This is a genomic window from Pseudomonas sp. TE3-3-F2023 (assembly GCF_036784815.1).
Lineage (GTDB): Bacteria > Pseudomonadota > Gammaproteobacteria > Pseudomonadales > Pseudomonadaceae > Aquipseudomonas > Aquipseudomonas pudica.
Window position 1 is genome coordinate 1,617,587 of sequence record NZ_CP145113.1, and the last position, 15,285, is coordinate 1,632,871.

15 protein-coding genes are annotated in these 15,285 nt (G+C 61.9%); 8 read left to right on the forward strand and 7 right to left on the reverse strand.

The window, feature by feature from the left end; translation table 11 throughout:
- Nucleotides 1-11: 11 nt before the first annotated feature.
- The 3 genes from V3314_RS07310 to gdhA all read left to right on the forward strand — a co-directional run bounded on the left by V3314_RS07310 (nt 12) and on the right by gdhA (nt 4,420).
- Nucleotides 12-266: a MafI family immunity protein gene (locus V3314_RS07310; RefSeq protein ID WP_046616156.1), complete on the forward strand. Its 255-nt coding sequence runs from the start codon at nt 12-14 to the stop codon at nt 264-266.
- Nucleotides 267-1,098: 832 nt separating this feature from the next.
- Nucleotides 1,099-2,766, forward strand: a complete 1,668-nt coding sequence (gene ettA, locus V3314_RS07315) for an energy-dependent translational throttle protein EttA (protein WP_015268893.1) — start codon at nt 1,099-1,101, stop codon at nt 2,764-2,766.
- A gap of 313 nt (nt 2,767-3,079) precedes the next feature.
- Nucleotides 3,080-4,420 carry an NADP-specific glutamate dehydrogenase gene (gene gdhA, locus V3314_RS07320; RefSeq protein WP_338460085.1) on the forward strand — a complete coding sequence of 447 codons (1,341 nt, stop codon included), beginning with the start codon at nt 3,080-3,082 and terminating at the stop codon, nt 4,418-4,420.
- Nucleotides 4,421-4,559: 139 nt separating this feature from the next.
- Here gdhA and V3314_RS07325 read toward each other — a convergent pair whose 3' ends face one another.
- The 4 genes from V3314_RS07325 to V3314_RS07340 all read right to left on the reverse strand — a co-directional run bounded on the left by V3314_RS07325 (nt 4,560) and on the right by V3314_RS07340 (nt 8,113).
- On the reverse strand, nt 4,560-5,057 hold the full coding sequence (locus V3314_RS07325; RefSeq protein ID WP_338460086.1) for a GreA/GreB family elongation factor: 498 nt from the start codon (nt 5,055-5,057) through the stop codon (nt 4,560-4,562).
- 67 nt (nt 5,058-5,124) lie between these two features.
- Nucleotides 5,125-5,481 carry a hypothetical protein gene (locus tag V3314_RS07330; RefSeq protein WP_135002766.1) on the reverse strand — a complete coding sequence of 119 codons (357 nt, stop codon included), beginning with the start codon at nt 5,479-5,481 and terminating at the stop codon, nt 5,125-5,127.
- Between the two features lie 215 nt (nt 5,482-5,696).
- On the reverse strand, nt 5,697-7,550 hold the full coding sequence (locus tag V3314_RS07335; protein ID WP_338460087.1) for a DUF4105 domain-containing protein: 1,854 nt from the start codon (nt 7,548-7,550) through the stop codon (nt 5,697-5,699).
- 74 nt (nt 7,551-7,624) lie between these two features.
- Complete coding sequence (locus V3314_RS07340; protein WP_003256313.1) at nt 7,625-8,113, reverse strand: DUF3015 domain-containing protein; 489 nt, start codon at nt 8,111-8,113, stop codon at nt 7,625-7,627.
- A gap of 253 nt (nt 8,114-8,366) precedes the next feature.
- Between V3314_RS07340 and V3314_RS07345 the strand changes: the two genes are divergently transcribed.
- The 5 genes from V3314_RS07345 (at nt 8,367) to V3314_RS07365 (ending at nt 13,161) form a co-directional block, all read left to right on the forward strand.
- On the forward strand, nt 8,367-10,805 hold the full coding sequence (locus tag V3314_RS07345; protein ID WP_046616150.1) for an ATP-binding protein: 2,439 nt from the start codon (nt 8,367-8,369) through the stop codon (nt 10,803-10,805).
- 161 nt (nt 10,806-10,966) lie between these two features.
- Entirely contained in the window at nt 10,967-11,305 is a 339-nt protein-coding gene (locus tag V3314_RS07350) for a hypothetical protein (RefSeq protein WP_003247487.1), read from the forward strand.
- Between the two features lie 200 nt (nt 11,306-11,505).
- Nucleotides 11,506-11,994 (forward strand): TIGR00645 family protein, encoded by a 489-nt coding sequence (locus V3314_RS07355; protein ID WP_003247486.1) that lies wholly within the window; start codon nt 11,506-11,508, stop codon nt 11,992-11,994.
- 158 nt (nt 11,995-12,152) lie between these two features.
- Complete coding sequence (locus V3314_RS07360; protein ID WP_015268897.1) at nt 12,153-12,458, forward strand: DUF6482 family protein; 306 nt, start codon at nt 12,153-12,155, stop codon at nt 12,456-12,458.
- A gap of 85 nt (nt 12,459-12,543) precedes the next feature.
- Nucleotides 12,544-13,161, forward strand: a complete 618-nt coding sequence (locus V3314_RS07365; protein ID WP_025337633.1) for an FKBP-type peptidyl-prolyl cis-trans isomerase — start codon at nt 12,544-12,546, stop codon at nt 13,159-13,161.
- Between the two features lie 118 nt (nt 13,162-13,279).
- On the opposite strand, the gene V3314_RS07370 is transcribed toward V3314_RS07365, so the two are convergent.
- The 3 genes from V3314_RS07370 to V3314_RS07380 all read right to left on the reverse strand — a co-directional run bounded on the left by V3314_RS07370 (nt 13,280) and on the right by V3314_RS07380 (nt 15,107).
- Nucleotides 13,280-13,525, reverse strand: coding sequence for a hypothetical protein (locus V3314_RS07370; RefSeq protein ID WP_003256316.1), 246 nt, complete (start codon nt 13,523-13,525; stop codon nt 13,280-13,282).
- Nucleotides 13,526-13,609: 84 nt separating this feature from the next.
- On the reverse strand, nt 13,610-13,951 hold the full coding sequence (locus tag V3314_RS07375; RefSeq protein ID WP_009686103.1) for a zinc ribbon domain-containing protein YjdM: 342 nt from the start codon (nt 13,949-13,951) through the stop codon (nt 13,610-13,612).
- A gap of 187 nt (nt 13,952-14,138) precedes the next feature.
- Nucleotides 14,139-15,107, reverse strand: coding sequence for a polyprenyl synthetase family protein (locus V3314_RS07380; protein WP_338460089.1), 969 nt, complete (start codon nt 15,105-15,107; stop codon nt 14,139-14,141).
- Nucleotides 15,108-15,285 lie beyond the last annotated feature (178 nt).

A 15,285-nucleotide genomic window follows, 5' to 3' on the forward strand; every position in this document is an offset into this window, starting at 1 on the left:
AGGTAAATTTTATGTTTGCAGATCGTATTATTGAATTCGGGAAGAAATTCGACGGCCGATTGGAAGCTGGCCTGCTCCAAGGGGCTTTGGACTATGTCGCGTACAATGAGGAAGGCCTAGCCTTTGAGATACTATGCGATCACATTTGTGAATTTGATATTTCTATTGCGGACGACGAGTACCAGGAGGCAGTTAGACTTATCACAGATCTAGGGTTTGATTTAGATGAGGGACCGTTTAAGCACTTGGTGGGATTGAAGAAATAAAAACCTAGGGGTCGGTTGGTGCAAAAGACGCAGGTGAGGTTGCCTCTATTGGCGGAAAGACCTGTGTTTATAACTGCGTTGTTGATGGCGTGACGAGATTAATTTAATTGGTCATGAAATGAAGTTTGGCATTGAATTTGTATATAGTAATTAGATTAAGTTCATATTCATCCAGGCACCGGCCTCGACCAAAGCCAGCAGCGAAGGAAGGGAGGCCTGGCTTGAGCGATCAGGGCATCGAGCATCTGCGCAACAGAGTGTGGGTGATGCCGTGTTCTTTGCGCAGGCGGGCAATTCGCTCGCCCACGGCAATGAAAAATTCACGTTTTTCGCTGGTTATGCTCAGTCCACAGGCCAAGCCCCGTCTTGGTCTATACCAGAGGGTCGTACTCCGCTTTGCTCAGCCTCCCTTTATCCAATGATGAACATGACTACCTTTCTGCCACCCAGCAGGCGAACAGTTGAGCGTGTCGCACGTAGTTGAGATGATAGCCAGCTTGGCAGCGGCGACGACTGCCGCAGGCGCTACAGGAGCGAGCAGCGTGCCGGCTCTGAGCGTCATGGCGAGGTCGATTTTTGTAGCGAGAACATGAGGTAGGGCGGAAAAAGGCTGCTTCACTGCGTTGCACCACCCAGCGACGGCATCCAGACCCCCGGCCAATCCTCGCCAGCTGCGCAACGGATCATTTTCATGGCGAGAAGGCTGTTTACGCGTTTTTGCAGCCCAAATTAACAGCGCGACGCCAGACAACGAATTTTTTGGCAATGGCAGCCCGGTCAAATTCACGTGGGCTGCCCGGTATTTCTTAACCTTTAGACTGGGGTATCCAGAATGGCTCAATACGTCTACACCATGCATCGGCTGAGCAAGGTCGTGCCGCCGAAGCGGGAAATTCTCAAGAACATTTCCCTGTCGTTCTTCCCGGGCGCCAAGATCGGCGTGCTCGGCCTGAACGGCGCTGGTAAATCGACCTTGCTGCGGATCATGGCCGGCGTCGACAAGGAATTCGACGGCGAAGCCCGTCCGATGCCCGACATCAACGTTGGCTACCTGCCGCAGGAACCGCAACTGGACCCGAACAAGTCGGTGCGCGAAGTGGTCGAGGAAGCGGTCAGCGTGATCAAGGACGCCCAGGCGCGCCTGGACGAGGTCTATGCTGCCTACGCCGAACCGGATGCCGACTTCGACAAGCTGGCCGCCGAGCAGGCCAAGCTGGAAGCCATCCTGCAGGCCGCTGACGGCCACAACCTTGAGCGCCAGCTGGACGTTGCCGCCGACGCCCTGCGCCTGCCGGCCTGGGACGCACGCATCGAGCACCTGTCCGGTGGTGAGAAGCGCCGCGTGGCCCTGTGCCGCCTGCTGCTGTCGGCCCCCGACATGCTGCTGCTGGACGAACCGACCAACCACCTGGACGCCGACTCGGTGGCCTGGCTGGAGCGCTTCCTGCACGACTTCCCGGGCACCGTGGTAGCCATTACCCACGACCGTTACTTCCTCGACAACGTCGCTGGCTGGATCCTGGAACTGGACCGCGGCGCCGGCATCCCGTACGAAGGCAACTACTCGGGCTGGCTGGAAGCCAAGTCCGAGCGCCTGGCGCAGGAATCCAAGCAGCAGAGCGCCCACGAGAAGGCCATGAAAGAGGAACTGGAATGGGTGCGCAAAGGCGCCAAGGCCCGCCAGTCCAAGTCCAAGGCCCGTCTGCAGCGCTTTGAAGAAATGCAGTCGCAGGAGTTCCAGAAGCGCAGCGAAACCAACGAGATCTACATCCCGGCCGGCCCGCGCCTGGGCGACAAGGTCATCGAGTTCAAGAATGTCACCAAGGGCTACGGCGACCGCGTGCTGATCGACAACCTGTCGTTCTCCATGCCTAAAGGCGCCATCGTCGGTGTGATCGGTGGTAACGGTGCCGGTAAGTCGACCCTGTTCCGCATGCTGATGGGCAAGGAACAGCCGGACTCGGGCAGCATCGAGATCGGTGAAACCGTGCAGCTGGCCTGCGTCGACCAGAGCCGCGAGGACCTGGACGGCGGCAAGACCGTGTTCCAGCAGGTTTCCGACGGCTCCGACATGATCCGCATCGGCAACTACGAGATCCCGTCGCGTACTTATGTAGGCCGCTTCAACTTCAAGGGTGGCGACCAGCAGAAGTTCGTCAAGGACCTGTCCGGTGGTGAGCGTGGCCGCCTGCACCTGGCCCTGACCCTGAAGGAGGGCGGTAACGTCCTGCTGCTCGACGAACCGTCCAACGACCTCGACGTCGAAACCCTGCGTTCGCTGGAAGAAGCCCTGCTGGACTTCCCGGGCGCGGCGATCGTGATCTCCCACGACCGTTGGTTCCTGGACCGTGTGGCTACCCACATCCTGGCGTACGAAGACGACTCGAACGTGGTGTTCTTCGAGGGTAACTACACCGAGTACGAGGCAGACCGCAAGAAGCGCCTGGGTGATGCTGCTGCCCAGCCGCACCGTGTACGGCACAAGAAGCTGGCCCAGTAAGCCGGTGTTCTGATGCACAAGAATGGGGCCATTTGAGGCCCCATTTTTGTGCCTGGCTGGAAAGTGGTGCTGGCTTCATTCGCGGGCATGCCCGCTCCCACAGGAGCCCTTGGAACCCAGGCCTGTGATGAACCTGTGGGAGCGGGCGAGCCCGCGAATGAAGCCGCCGCCAACCCCGGTTTTGTATACACTTATAGAAAACGCACCAAATAATTTCAAAAAAACGACATCTCGCCCTATTCCGGTGCGATTGCTTCTTGGTACATTCGTGAAAAAAACCAATAAGTCCAATCCTCTTGGTGAGATGTCTACCATGATCGAATCTGTCGACAATTTCCTCGCGCGCCTGAAGCAACGCGATCCGGCCCAACCTGAATTCCACCAGGCTGTGGAAGAAGTGCTGCGCAGCCTGTGGCCATTCCTCGAGGCCAACCCGCATTACCTGCAGGCCGGCATTCTGGAGCGCATGGTCGAGCCCGAGCGCGCCGTGCTGTTCCGCGTGTCCTGGGTCGATGACCATGGCAAGGTGCAGGTCAACCGCGGCTACCGCATCCAGATGAGCAGCGCCATCGGCCCGTACAAGGGCGGCCTGCGCTTCCACCCGTCGGTCAACCTGGGCGTGCTCAAGTTCCTGGCCTTCGAGCAGGTGTTCAAGAACTCCCTCACTTCGCTGCCCATGGGCGGCGGCAAAGGCGGCTCGGACTTCGACCCCAAAGGCAAGAGCGACGCCGAAGTCATGCGCTTCTGCCAGGCGTTCATGAGCGAGCTGTACCGCCACATTGGCGCTGACCTGGACGTCCCGGCCGGTGACATCGGCGTGGGTGCCCGCGAAATCGGCTTCATGTTCGGCCAGTACAAGCGCCTGGCCAACCAGTTCACTTCGGTGCTGACCGGCAAGGGCATGACCTACGGCGGCAGCCTGATACGCCCAGAAGCCACCGGCTACGGCTGCGTGTACTTCGCCGAGGAAATGCTCAAGCGCCAGGACAAACGTATCGATGGCTGCCGCGTGGCGATTTCTGGTTCGGGTAACGTGGCCCAGTATGCTGCGCGCAAGGTCATGGACCTGGGCGGCAAGGTGATTTCGCTGTCCGACTCCGAAGGCACCCTGTACGCCGAAGCCGGCCTGACCGATGCCCAGTGGGATGCGGTGATGGAGCTGAAGAACGTCAAGCGCGGCCGCATCAGCGAACTGGCCGCGCAGTTCGGCCTGGAGTTCCGCAAGGGCCAGACCCCGTGGAGCCTGCCGTGCGACATCGCCCTGCCGTGTGCCACGCAGAACGAGCTGGACGCCGAAGACGCCCGCACCTTGCTGCGCAATGGCTGCATCTGCGTGGCCGAAGGCGCCAACATGCCGACCACCCTGGAGGCTGTGGATATCTTCCTGGAAGCGGGCATCCTGTACGCCCCGGGCAAGGCCTCCAACGCCGGCGGCGTGGCCGTGTCGGGCCTGGAGATGTCGCAGAACGCCATGCGCCTGCTGTGGACTGCCGGTGAGGTGGACAGCAAGCTGCACAACATCATGCAGTCGATTCACCATGCTTGCGTGCATTTCGGTGAAGAGGCGGATGGCAGCATCAACTACGTCAAAGGTGCGAACATCGCAGGCTTCGTGAAAGTGGCTGATGCGATGCTGGCGCAGGGCGTCGTTTGATCTGAGGCTGTTGGGGCCGCTTTGCGGCCCTTTCGCGACACAAGGCCGCTCCTACAGCTATCGCGCATGTTCAGAAATGGCGCGGCCCTTGTAGGAGCGGCCTTGTGTCGCGATGGGCTGCAAAGCAGCCCCAGGTCCCTCAACCTTCACCAAAAACCTCAACCACTTCGATCACCTGCTCCCCCACCGGCCGCCGCCAGACCACCTCATCTCCTGGCCCCGCCCCGAGCAAAGCCCGCCCCAGCGGCGACCCCCAGTTGATCAACCCCCGCCCGGCATCCGCCTCGTCCTCGCCCACCAGCCTTACCACTTGCTCCTGGTCCTGCGCATCGACAAACCGCACCCGGCTACCAATCTGCACCTTGCTCCGCGACGTCGCCGTCGGCACCACCTGGGCACTCTGCACCCGCGCGCTGAAGTAGCGCAGGTCCCGTTCGGTATCCGCCAGGCGCTGCTTGTCGCCACGGTCGCCCTGTGCCTGCAGTTCGCTGCGCAGGGCGTTCAGTTCGGCCACGCGCTCCTGCAGCTGGCGCAGGCCACTGGCGGTCACGTAGTTGGGTTGTTCGCTGACCCGTCGCTCGACTGGCTGATCAGCCTGGGCGGCGGCCTGGTCTTCGTTGACGAATGCTCGGCTCATGCGTGGCCTCCTTGTGCAGGAGACCATCATCGCAGGCCGCCGGTTTCAAGGGATGTCCGTTTGCGACTCAGTTGTGGCGATAGGCGCGTGCGGCGTCGCGGTCCTTTTCCTGCTCCCAGTCGTGCTCGCGCTGGTCCCAGAAGCGCTCGTGGTACTGGCGCTGTTCTTCGCTGTCCTGCATGGCGTGGCACTGGCGAAAGCCGTCGTCCCAGCCGCTTTCGTACTGGCGCTCGTGCAGGTAGCGCGGCACGTCCTTGCGAAAGCCGCCGACCATCAGCCCTGCCGCCTGGCGGCCGCTGCTGCAGCCGTCCTGGAAGCCATCGGCATAGGCGGGGGGATAGCCCTGGTTGACCATCTGCTCGTGGGTGGTTTCGCAACCAGACAGCATCAACGCCATGCACACGCCAAACCAGTACCGCGACATAACCCCAAAACCCTCCGGTTGATACTGGAAAGTCTAGGTGGCGGTTTGTCGGGGGGCCGTCAAAACAGTGTCAAAGACTCGGTTGGTTCACACTGCTCTGCTGACCTCACTGGCCCATTCGCGGGCACGCCCGCTCCCACAGGATCACCCCAGAATTCGAGGCCAGTGCAGTACCTGTGGGAGCGGGCATGCCCGCGAAAGGCCGCAAGGCGGCCTCAGTAGTGATACCACTTCAACTCCAGCATCACCTCGTTCTGCGCCGTGGCCAGGTGGCTGAACTCTCGCGAAGCACTCAACCGCAGGCCCAGGTTCTGGCTGATCTCCCACTGCTGGTTCAGGCTCACACTGCGCCGCACCTCGCCATTGGTGAAGTAGTCGCCCTTGGCCTCCAGCGTCATGTTGCCCATCCCGTTGCGCCACAGCAGCCCGCCATTGAAGCCCGCCGCCGGGGCGATGAACTGGGCAAAATCATTGTGGTGCTCGACCCGCACCGTGCCCAGGGCAAAGCCCAGCAACCCGTCGGCCAGTTGCCAGGTGCCGCCGGCCCCGCCATTCACATGGCTCACCAGCACTTCGTCATCATGCTTGCCCGGCACCCGCTCCAGCCCGCCGGCCACCTGCCACGACCAAGGCTTGAGCAGCTCGTTGCGCGGCGTCAGCGAGCGGATGGTGGCCAGGTCCAGGCGCTGCACCTGCCAGTCATTGCCTTCGTACTGGCGCAGCTTCAGCTGCAGGATCTCGATCTGCGCCCCCAGCGGGAAGCCATAGGCGTTGTCATTCAGGTCGTGGTAGGCCATGCGCAGGCCGTATTCGGCGTAGGCGCGGTCTTCGCGGGTGCCCACGCCCAACTGCCAGGTGCGCGAGTCGTGGCCGTCCTCGGGCAGGCCCGGGCGCTCGATCTGCTGGGGCGGTGGCGGGTTGCTGTTGATCGCCCGCAGCAGTTCGAAACTGCGCTTGGCCTGCCCAGGGTCGCGCTCCTGGCCATTGGCGCGGTAACGCTCCAGGCGGTACGCGGCATCCTGCACCAGCGCCTGGCGCTGGCGGGGCAGGGCCTTGAACTCGAGGCTCTGCAGGTGCGAGGTATCGGCGCTTGCAGCCAGCACCTGGCGCTTTTCGTCGTGATCGAGCGGCTCGGCCCGGGCCAGCAGTTCGCGTTCGCGAGAGGGGCGGTACGTCTCGCTGGCGACCAGGCCGGACTGCTTCACGGCCTTCACCGTGTCGGTCGGGATGGCGGTCAGCGGGAACTGCGAGGTCAGGTCCAGGCTTGGTCGGGCCACCTGCAGCAGTTCCAGCAGGCGGTACGAGCAGTTTTCGTCGAAGAAGAAGTAGTCGAACTGGATCTGCTTCAACTCCCACACATGCTCGACCATGCGCCCGGTTTCTTCCGGGGTCAGGTCCAACTGGTACTCCCAGAGGTCGCGGTTTTCCAGGCTGCGGTATTCGGACAGTTTTTCCTGGTAGGGCATCAGCGCGAACAGGCCAGGGTAGCCGCCCATCAGGCCCTTCCAGGCGTACAGGATACTGTTGTCGCTGCCTTCGATATAGGCGCCGAAGTTGATCGCGTAGCTCAGCAGCGTGGTGTCGTCGCTGCGGGTGTTGGACTGGTCGATGCGCAGCAAGGTGTGGCCGAACATCGATGACGGGCTGTTCAGGTAGGCCGCCGGGAAGATCAGCGCCGCACTGTGCGGGTCGATCGATTGGTACCAGGTGGTGAATTCCTGACAGTCCGGTTGCGGCAGGTTCTGAAGCTCGAGCTGTTCGCGCAGCCAGCGGGTGCGTGCCGGGAACACGCACTGGGCATGCTTGTCGCCGAGGCTGGCCGGGGCGTACAGCGCTTCGACCGTGGCTTGCAGCTCCTGGTCGGGGTGGTGCGCGCCATCCTCGGCAAGGAAGAACGCATCATCGTCCACATAGCTGCGCCAGCCACCCAGCTTGGCGGTTTCGTAATGGCCCAGGGCAATCCAGTAAGGGGTGTTGGCCAGTTGCTGGACACGGCCTTGGTCCAGCACGGGCGCGGCATGAACAGGGGCGCAGGCACACAGCGCCAGGGATACGAAGCGTTTGAGCATGTCGGGCAACTACTTCTTAACGATGCCGAAAAAAGGCGAAACCCGCCCCGGGGTCGGGGCGGGAGCAGCTGCACTCAGGCCTCGGTTGCGTATTTGGCCAGGCGTGGGTCGTTCTTCAGAACAGCCAGAGTGTTGCTGTGGACGGTTTCGGCAGTGACGTCGGCGCTGCTGAAGATCTGGTTGAAGTGCTGGTGAGTGACCGATGCGAAGTAGCCACGGTCTTCCGGAGCCACGCCCAGAACCACGGCATAGGTGGTCAGCGCTTCGCCCTGGCCCATGGCCATGTCTTCGGACAGTTCGTTCATCATGCCGTTCATGGCGAACCAGGACTTGCCGCCGTAGGTCAGCGACGCTTTGGTCGAGCAGCCGTTGGTGCCGGAGGTCATGCCGAAGGTGGCGTTACCGGAGGTGCCGTTGGTGGTAGAAGCCAGGAAGTGTGCCGGAGTGCCGCGCTGGCCTTCGAACAGCATGTTGCCCCAGCCGCAGTTCGGGCCGCCTGGCGCTTCGGCCATGGCATTGATCGAGACCACGGTGAACAGAGTACCCAGAAGAATCCGTTTCATAGCATTTGTTCTCTATTTGACTTAACCAAGGGTCAGGGTTTCTGGCAACTCGGTTGCCAGGTCGGGAAAGCTTTTCACCCACCCGCGCAGCTTGGAGTTTAGGCACGATCTAAGAGTTGCGTTGTTGATTGCGAAAAATTTGCTGTTACATGACCCGCATCGGCTGCGACATAAAGTCCCGTGGAGCCTTGCAAGGCGCGCGCGGGCAGCGCCAGAATGCTGCGTATCTGCCCCGCCGAAGTAAGGAAACCCAATGCCCGATCCTGTCGCTGCGCGCCTGCGTCTCGCGCCTGAAGCCCTGACCCGGCGTTTCTCCCCCGAGCAGTTTGCCTTTACCAATACCGACGATCTGGAGCCGTTTCGCGGAGTCCTGGGCCAGGAGCGTGCTGTCGAGGCCCTGCAGTTCGGCGTGGCCATGCCGCGCCCTGGTTACAATGTGTACGTGATGGGCGAGCCTGGTACCGGCCGCTTCTCGTTCGTCAAGCGCTACCTCAAGGCCGAGGGCAAGCGCCAGCAGACCCCGGCCGACTGGGTTTACGTCAACCACTTCGATGACACCCGTGAACCCCGCGCGCTGGAGTTGCCGTCCGGCAGCGCCGGGGCGTTCATCGCGGACATGAACGGGCTGATCGACAACCTGTTGTCGACCTTCCCGGCGGTGTTCGAGCACCCGTCGTACCAGCAGAAGAAGGGCGCCATCGACCGCGCCTTCAACCAGCGTTACGACCGCGCCCTGGATGTGATCGAGCGCGCCTCGCTGGAAAAGGACGTGGCCTTGTACCGTGACGCCAGCAACGTCGCCTTCACGCCGATGGCCGACGGCAAGGCGTTGGACGAAGCCGAATTCGCCCAGTTGCCAGAGGAGGTGCGCGAGCAGTTCCACGAGGATATCGCCCTGCTCGAGGAACGCCTGAACGAAGAGCTGGCCAGCCTGCCGCAATGGAAACGCGAGTCGAACAACCAACTGCGCCAGCTCAACGAAGAAACCATCACCCTGGCCCTGCAACCGTTGCTGGCGCCGCTGTCGGAGAAGTACGCCGAGAACGCCGCGGTTTGCGCCTACCTGCAGTCGGTGCAGTTGAACCTGCTGCGTACCGTGGTCGAGCAACTGGTCGATGACAGCAAGACCGACGCGGCCGCGCGCAAGCTGCTGGAAGAGCAGTACGCCCCAAGCCTGGTGGTCGGCCACCACGCCGACGGCGGTGCGCCGGTGGTGTTCGAGCCGCACCCGACTTACGACAACCTGTTTGGCCGTATCGAATACAGCACCGACCAGGGTGCGCTGTACACCTCGTACCGCCAGCTGCGCCCTGGTGCGCTGCACCGCGCCAACGGCGGCTTCCTGATTCTGGAAGCCGAGAAGATGCTGGGCGAGCCGTTCGTCTGGGACGCGCTCAAGCGTGCGCTGCAGTCGCGCAAGTTGAAGATGGAGTCGCCACTGGGCGAGCTGGGCCGGGTGGCCACCGTCAGCCTGACGCCGCAGATGATCCCGCTGAACATCAAGCTGGTCATCATCGGCTCGCGGCAGCTGTATTACGCGCTGCAGGACCACGACCCGGACTTCCAGGAGATGTTCCGGGTGCTGGTGGACTTCGACGAAGACATGCCCATGGTCGACGAGAACCTGGAGCAGTTTGCCCAGTTGTTGCGTACCCGCACCAACGAAGAAGGCATGGCGCCACTGACCAGTGACGCGGTGGCGCGTCTGGCTACCTACAGCGCCCGCCTGGCGGAAAACCAGTCGCGCCTGTCGGCGCGTATCGGCGACCTGTTCCAGTTGGTCAGCGAAGCCGATTTCATCCGCCAGCTGGCCAGTGACGAAATGACCGACGCCGGGCACATCGAGCGTGCGCTCAAGGCCAAGGCCACCCGCACCGGGCGTGTTTCGCAGCGGGTGCTGGACGACATGCTCGCCGGCATCATCCTGATCGACACCGAAGGCGCGGCCATCGGCAAGTGCAACGGCCTGACCGTGCTCGAAGTGGGCGATTCGGCGTTCGGCATGCCGGCGCGTATCTCCGCCACCGTGTACCCGGGTGGCAGCGGTATCGTCGACATCGAGCGTGAGGTCAACCTAGGCCAGCCGATCCACTCCAAGGGGGTGATGATCCTCACCGGCTACCTGGGCAGCCGCTATGCCCAGGAGTTCCCGCTGGCGATCTCGGCGAGCATCGCCCTGGAACAGTCCTACGGCTATGTGGACGGTGACAGCGCCTCGCTGGGTGAAGCCTGCACGCTGATTTCGGCATTGTCGCGCACGCCGCTCAAGCAGTGCTTCGCCATCACTGGCTCGATCAACCAGTTTGGTGAAGTGCAGGCAGTGGGTGGGGTCAACGAGAAGATCGAGGGCTTCTTCCGCCTGTGCGAGGCGCGTGGCCTGACCGGTGAGCAGGGGGTGATCATCCCGCGTGCCAACGTTGCCACGCTGATGCTCGACGAGCGCGTGCTTCAGGCGGTGGAGAATGGCATGTTCCACGTGTACGCGGTCAGCCAGGCCGACGAGGCGTTGAGCCTGCTGGTGGGCGAGGAGGCCGGTGTGCTGGATGACAAGGGTCAGTTCACCGAAGGCAGCGTCAACGCCCGGGTGGTGGAGCGCCTGCGCGAGATCGCCGAGATGATTGGCGAGGAAGAAATCGAGAAGGCGGAGAAAGAACGCCTGGAAGAGGTGATTGCCCAGGCCAAGCCTGCCTGAGTCAATAAACCGGCGCTGGCGGCGATGTGCTACCGTTCAGCGCCGGTTTTCCATCTTTCTTTACCGTTCTTCTATGCTGGAACTTAAGGACGGTATCAGCGTTCAGGATGGAGACAGCCTGAATTTCAGGCTGAACAAGGCTTATTGGAGGGGGCGCGGCCATGCGCAATCTCAGCCTCACTCGCCAGTGCCTGGGCCTGGTGACCCGCATCGAATGCAGCATCCGTCCGCTGGCCGGGGACAACGGCATGTGGACGCTGCTGTTTGCCGCCGGCATGGCCGGCGAACAACCGTCCGCGATCAAGGCACAAGGGCCGTTCCATGGGCCGCTGGTGGCCGAATCGGTGCTCAATGCCATTGTCGACAGCCTGACCTTGCATGGGTACCAGGTGGCCGAGGATCCGCAGATCTGGTGTTTGCATTTGCAGGCGCAGTTGCGGCGGATCAATGGTGAGCGGTGTCGGAACCTGGGGGATTACCAGTTTCATCCTGAGACCTGAGTAACTTTTACTGGCCTCATCGCCGGCAAGCCAGCTCCCACAGGTAAAGCAATGGCCACAGGTCGGTGATCAACCTGTGGGAGCTGGCTTGCCGGCGATTGGGCTGCAAAGCAGCCCCGATTCACCGGGCTTTTGCTGTAACAGGTGGCTGGCTATACTCGCCGTCGCTTTTTTAGTCACCTGATGAGTCCCGACACTCCATGGAACGTATCCTCGAAAACGCGATGTATGCCTCGCGCTGGCTGCTCGCCCCCATCTACTTCGGCCTGTCCCTCGGCCTGCTGGCCCTGGCGCTGAAATTCTTCCAGGAAGTGGTCCACGTCCTGCCCAACGTCTTCGCCCTCAGCGAAGCCGACCTGATCCTGGTGATCCTGTCGCTGATCGACATGTCGCTGGTGGGTGGCCTGCTGGTGATGGTGATGATCTCCGGCTACGAGAACTTCGTTTCGCAACTGGACATCGACGAGAGCAAGGAAAAGCTCAACTGGCTGGGCAAGATGGACTCTTCGTCGCTGAAGATGAAGGTTGCCGCGTCGATCGTGGCCATTTCGTCCATCCACCTGCTGCGGGTGTTCATGGACGCACAGAACATCTCCACCGATTACCTGATGTGGTACGTGATCATCCACATGACCTTCGTGGTCTCGGCATTCTGCATGGGCTACCTGGACAAGCTGACCAAGCACTGAGCCTTTCAGGCCTCTTCGCAATCCCTGTGGAAGCGGGCAAGCCCGCGAAGAGGTCGGCACGGTCCACCTGACGAGCGGCGTCGGTCATGCCTTGTGCATTCGCCCTTTCTGTACAAAAAATGAGCTCTCATGCGTGGTTCCCATCGCGAGGTGCTCTCATGAACCTGCATCAGCTCAACACCGAGGCCAGGGCTGGCCATGTCGACGAACTGAACCTGATCGCCATCGAAGGCGGGGACTACCTGCTAGAGGCCCGGATCAAAGGCCACCCCCACCCCCTGTCCGATGCCCGTGGTGAACGCTTGCGCGTGCATTCGGTGGAGGATGCGCGCAAGTTGCTGCAAACCATCCCCATGGTCTCGATGAACCTGGTGCACTGGTCGGTACAGGACGAAATGTGCGGCATGGGCACGCACCCGGAAGAAGACTTGAAGGTGCCGATTTCCCAGCGCTCGGCCTGGTAGCTGCTCGCAGCGCCCCAGTGTGCTAGGCTGCTCGCCCTTTTCATCAAGGGCGCGGCTTCACTGCGCCCTGCAGTGGAGCACGACAATGTCCGAACTCAACCTGTCCACCGACGAAACTCGCGTCAGCTACGGCATCGGCCGTCAGCTGGGCGGCCAACTGCGCGACAACCCGCCACCAGGCGTCAGCCTGGAAGCCATCCTGGCCGGCCTGACCGACGCCTTCAATGGCGCCGACAGCCGCGTCAGCGAAGCCGACCTGTCGGCCAGCTTCAAGGTCATCCGCGACGTGATGCAAGCCGAAGCAGCTGCCAAGGCTGAAGCCGCTGCTGCCGCTGGCAAGGCATTCCTGGTCGAGAACGCCAAGCGTGACGGCATCACCACCCTGGCTTCGGGCCTGCAGTTCGAAGTACTGACCGCAGGTGAAGGCGCCAAGCCGACCCGCGAAGACAACGTGCGCACCCACTACCACGGCACCCTGATCGACGGCACTGTGTTCGACAGCTCCTACGACCGTGGTCAGCCGGCTGAATTCCCGGTAGGTGGTGTGATCGCTGGCTGGACCGAAGCCCTGCAGCTGATGAACGCTGGCAGCAAATGGCGCCTTTACGTGCCGAGCGAGCTGGCCTACGGCGCCCAAGGCGTTGGCAGCATCCCGCCGCACAGCGTGCTGGTGTTCGACGTCGAGCTGCTCGACGTTCTGTAATGCCGCTGGGGCCGCTTTGCGGCCCATTCGCGACACAAGGCCGCTCCTACAGGGGAACGCATGCACCTGTAGGAGCGGCCTTGTGTCGCGATCGAGGGCGAAGCCCTCGCCAGGTCCGTTAGTTCCAGTCTGTCCCCCCGGGGCGCAACGCCCGCGCATAGCAGAACAGAAACAGATTCCGCACCAGCTCCTTGAGCACCCCCGGTTCACTCGAGTTAAGCCCGCTCATGTCCAGGTCTCCCTGGTCACGCAGCTCGTCGAGCGCTTCTTCTTCAAGCACCGCGCACACTTCGCCGGTTTCCCGATGAAGAATGCGCAGGTAGGGGTGAGGGCGGTCCAGCCAGGCGTCGATCAGATAAGTCATGGCTATTCTCCTTGGAAAGCAGTTCCAATGAGAATAATTCTTATTATCTTAATAGCAAGCGCCAATTGGCGGTTTTATGGAAAATCAGACCTTGCGCACGAACTCGGACTTCAGCTTCATGGCGCCGATGCCGTCGATCTTGCAGTCGATGTCGTGATCGCCGTCGCACAGGCGGATGTTCTTGACCTTGGTGCCGACCTTGACCACCAGGGACGAGCCCTTGACCTTGAGGTCCTTGATCACGGTGACGGTGTCGCCGTCCTGCAGGATGTTGCCGACCGAGTCCTTCTTCACCACCTCGTCGCTGGCCGCTTCGGCGTCGCCGCTGGCCGACCACTCGTGGGCACATTCAGGGCAGATCAGCTGAGTGCCATCCTCATAGGTGTATTCGGAGTTGCATTTCGGGCAGGGTGGCAGAGTGCTCACTTCGGTTCCTCAAACAAACAGACGGGCGGTTAAAAACCCGAATTGTATAAGGTATTTTTTCAGAAGTGATTATGTCCGGACAAAAGCATTAGCGGGCTTGCCCGCTCCCACAGGGTCTGCGCTACCTTTGAGGCTTGCGCGGTCCCTGTGGGAGCGGGCAAGCCCGCGAAGAATACGACTCGGTCTATCAGTGAGTACGCGCGACCGCAAACTCGCTCAGCTCGACCAGCGCATCACGATATTCGCTGGTCGGCAGCACTTCCAGGCACTGGATCGCACGCTTCACATAGTCACGCGCCAGCTCCGCCGTGTACTTCAGTGCACCCGACTCTTCTACCGCCACGCGAATCTGCTCCAGGTCTTCCAGGCCGCCCTTCTGGATCGCCTGGCGCACCAGCGCAGCCTGTTCGGCAGTGCCTTCGCGCATGGTGTAGATCAGCGGCAGGGTAGGCTTGCCTTCGGCCAGGTCGTCACCGACGTTCTTGCCCAGGGTCTGCGAATCGCCCTTGTAGTCCAGCAGGTCGTCGACCAGCTGGAACGCCACGCCCAGGTGGTCACCGAAGGTACGCAGGGCCTCGCGCTGTTCGTCGGTGGCTTCGGCCAGCGCGGCGGCGCTGTGGGTCGAAGCCTCGAACAGCATTGCGGTCTTGCCGCGGATGACCTCCATGTAGACTTCCTCGGTGGTGCTGGCGTCGCGTACCCGCGACAGTTGCAGCACTTCACCTTCTGCAATCACGCGGGTGGCCTTGGACAGAATCTGCATGACCGGCATCGAGCCCAGTTCGACCATCATCTCGAACGAACGCGAATAGAGGAAGTCGCCCACCAGCACGCTTGGTGCGTTGCCCCACAGGGCATTGGCGGTGGAGCGGCCACGGCGCATGCCAGACATGTCGACCACGTCGTCGTGCAGCAGGGTAGCGGTGTGCAGGAATTCGATGGTGGCAGCCAGCAGGCGCAGGTCGTCGCCTTCGCGGCCCAGGGCCTTGCCACACAGCAGCACCAGCAGGGGGCGCAGGCGCTTGCCACCGGCGGACGTGATATAGTCGCCGATCTTCGATACCAGCGGCACGCGCGAGGTCAGCTGCTTCTTGATGATCTCGTCGACGGCGCTGAAATCATCAGCCACCGCGCGGTAGAAGGATTGGGGTTGCATCGGCTGCTCCAGTGAGGTTGCGCGGCATGCTAGGTCGCGGGTCCCGGTGTGTCAAGGCGCGGTGCCAGCGCCCCGGGGGCGGTACTTGCAAGCAAAACCGCGGTTGCGTACAATCGCGCACCCTAACTTCCTGGGCAGCACCTGCCTTACGCAATTGCGCCGGGCCGTTCCAGCCCTG

Coding starts and splice junctions, on each gene's coding strand:
- V3314_RS07310 (WP_046616156.1), top strand. CDS start 12: ATGTTTGCAGATCGTATTATTGAATTCGGGAAGAAATTCGACGGCCGA.
- ettA (WP_015268893.1), top strand. CDS start 1,099: ATGGCTCAATACGTCTACACCATGCATCGGCTGAGCAAGGTCGTGCCG.
- gdhA (WP_338460085.1), top strand. CDS start 3,080: ATGATCGAATCTGTCGACAATTTCCTCGCGCGCCTGAAGCAACGCGAT.
- V3314_RS07325 (WP_338460086.1), bottom strand. CDS start 5,057: ATGAGCCGAGCATTCGTCAACGAAGACCAGGCCGCCGCCCAGGCTGAT.
- V3314_RS07330 (WP_135002766.1), bottom strand. CDS start 5,481: ATGTCGCGGTACTGGTTTGGCGTGTGCATGGCGTTGATGCTGTCTGGT.
- V3314_RS07335 (WP_338460087.1), bottom strand. CDS start 7,550: ATGCTCAAACGCTTCGTATCCCTGGCGCTGTGTGCCTGCGCCCCTGTT.
- V3314_RS07340 (WP_003256313.1), bottom strand. CDS start 8,113: ATGAAACGGATTCTTCTGGGTACTCTGTTCACCGTGGTCTCGATCAAT.
- V3314_RS07345 (WP_046616150.1), top strand. CDS start 8,367: ATGCCCGATCCTGTCGCTGCGCGCCTGCGTCTCGCGCCTGAAGCCCTG.
- V3314_RS07350 (WP_003247487.1), top strand. CDS start 10,967: ATGCGCAATCTCAGCCTCACTCGCCAGTGCCTGGGCCTGGTGACCCGC.
- V3314_RS07355 (WP_003247486.1), top strand. CDS start 11,506: ATGGAACGTATCCTCGAAAACGCGATGTATGCCTCGCGCTGGCTGCTC.
- V3314_RS07360 (WP_015268897.1), top strand. CDS start 12,153: ATGAACCTGCATCAGCTCAACACCGAGGCCAGGGCTGGCCATGTCGAC.
- V3314_RS07365 (WP_025337633.1), top strand. CDS start 12,544: ATGTCCGAACTCAACCTGTCCACCGACGAAACTCGCGTCAGCTACGGC.
- V3314_RS07370 (WP_003256316.1), bottom strand. CDS start 13,525: ATGACTTATCTGATCGACGCCTGGCTGGACCGCCCTCACCCCTACCTG.
- V3314_RS07380 (WP_338460089.1), bottom strand. CDS start 15,107: ATGCAACCCCAATCCTTCTACCGCGCGGTGGCTGATGATTTCAGCGCC.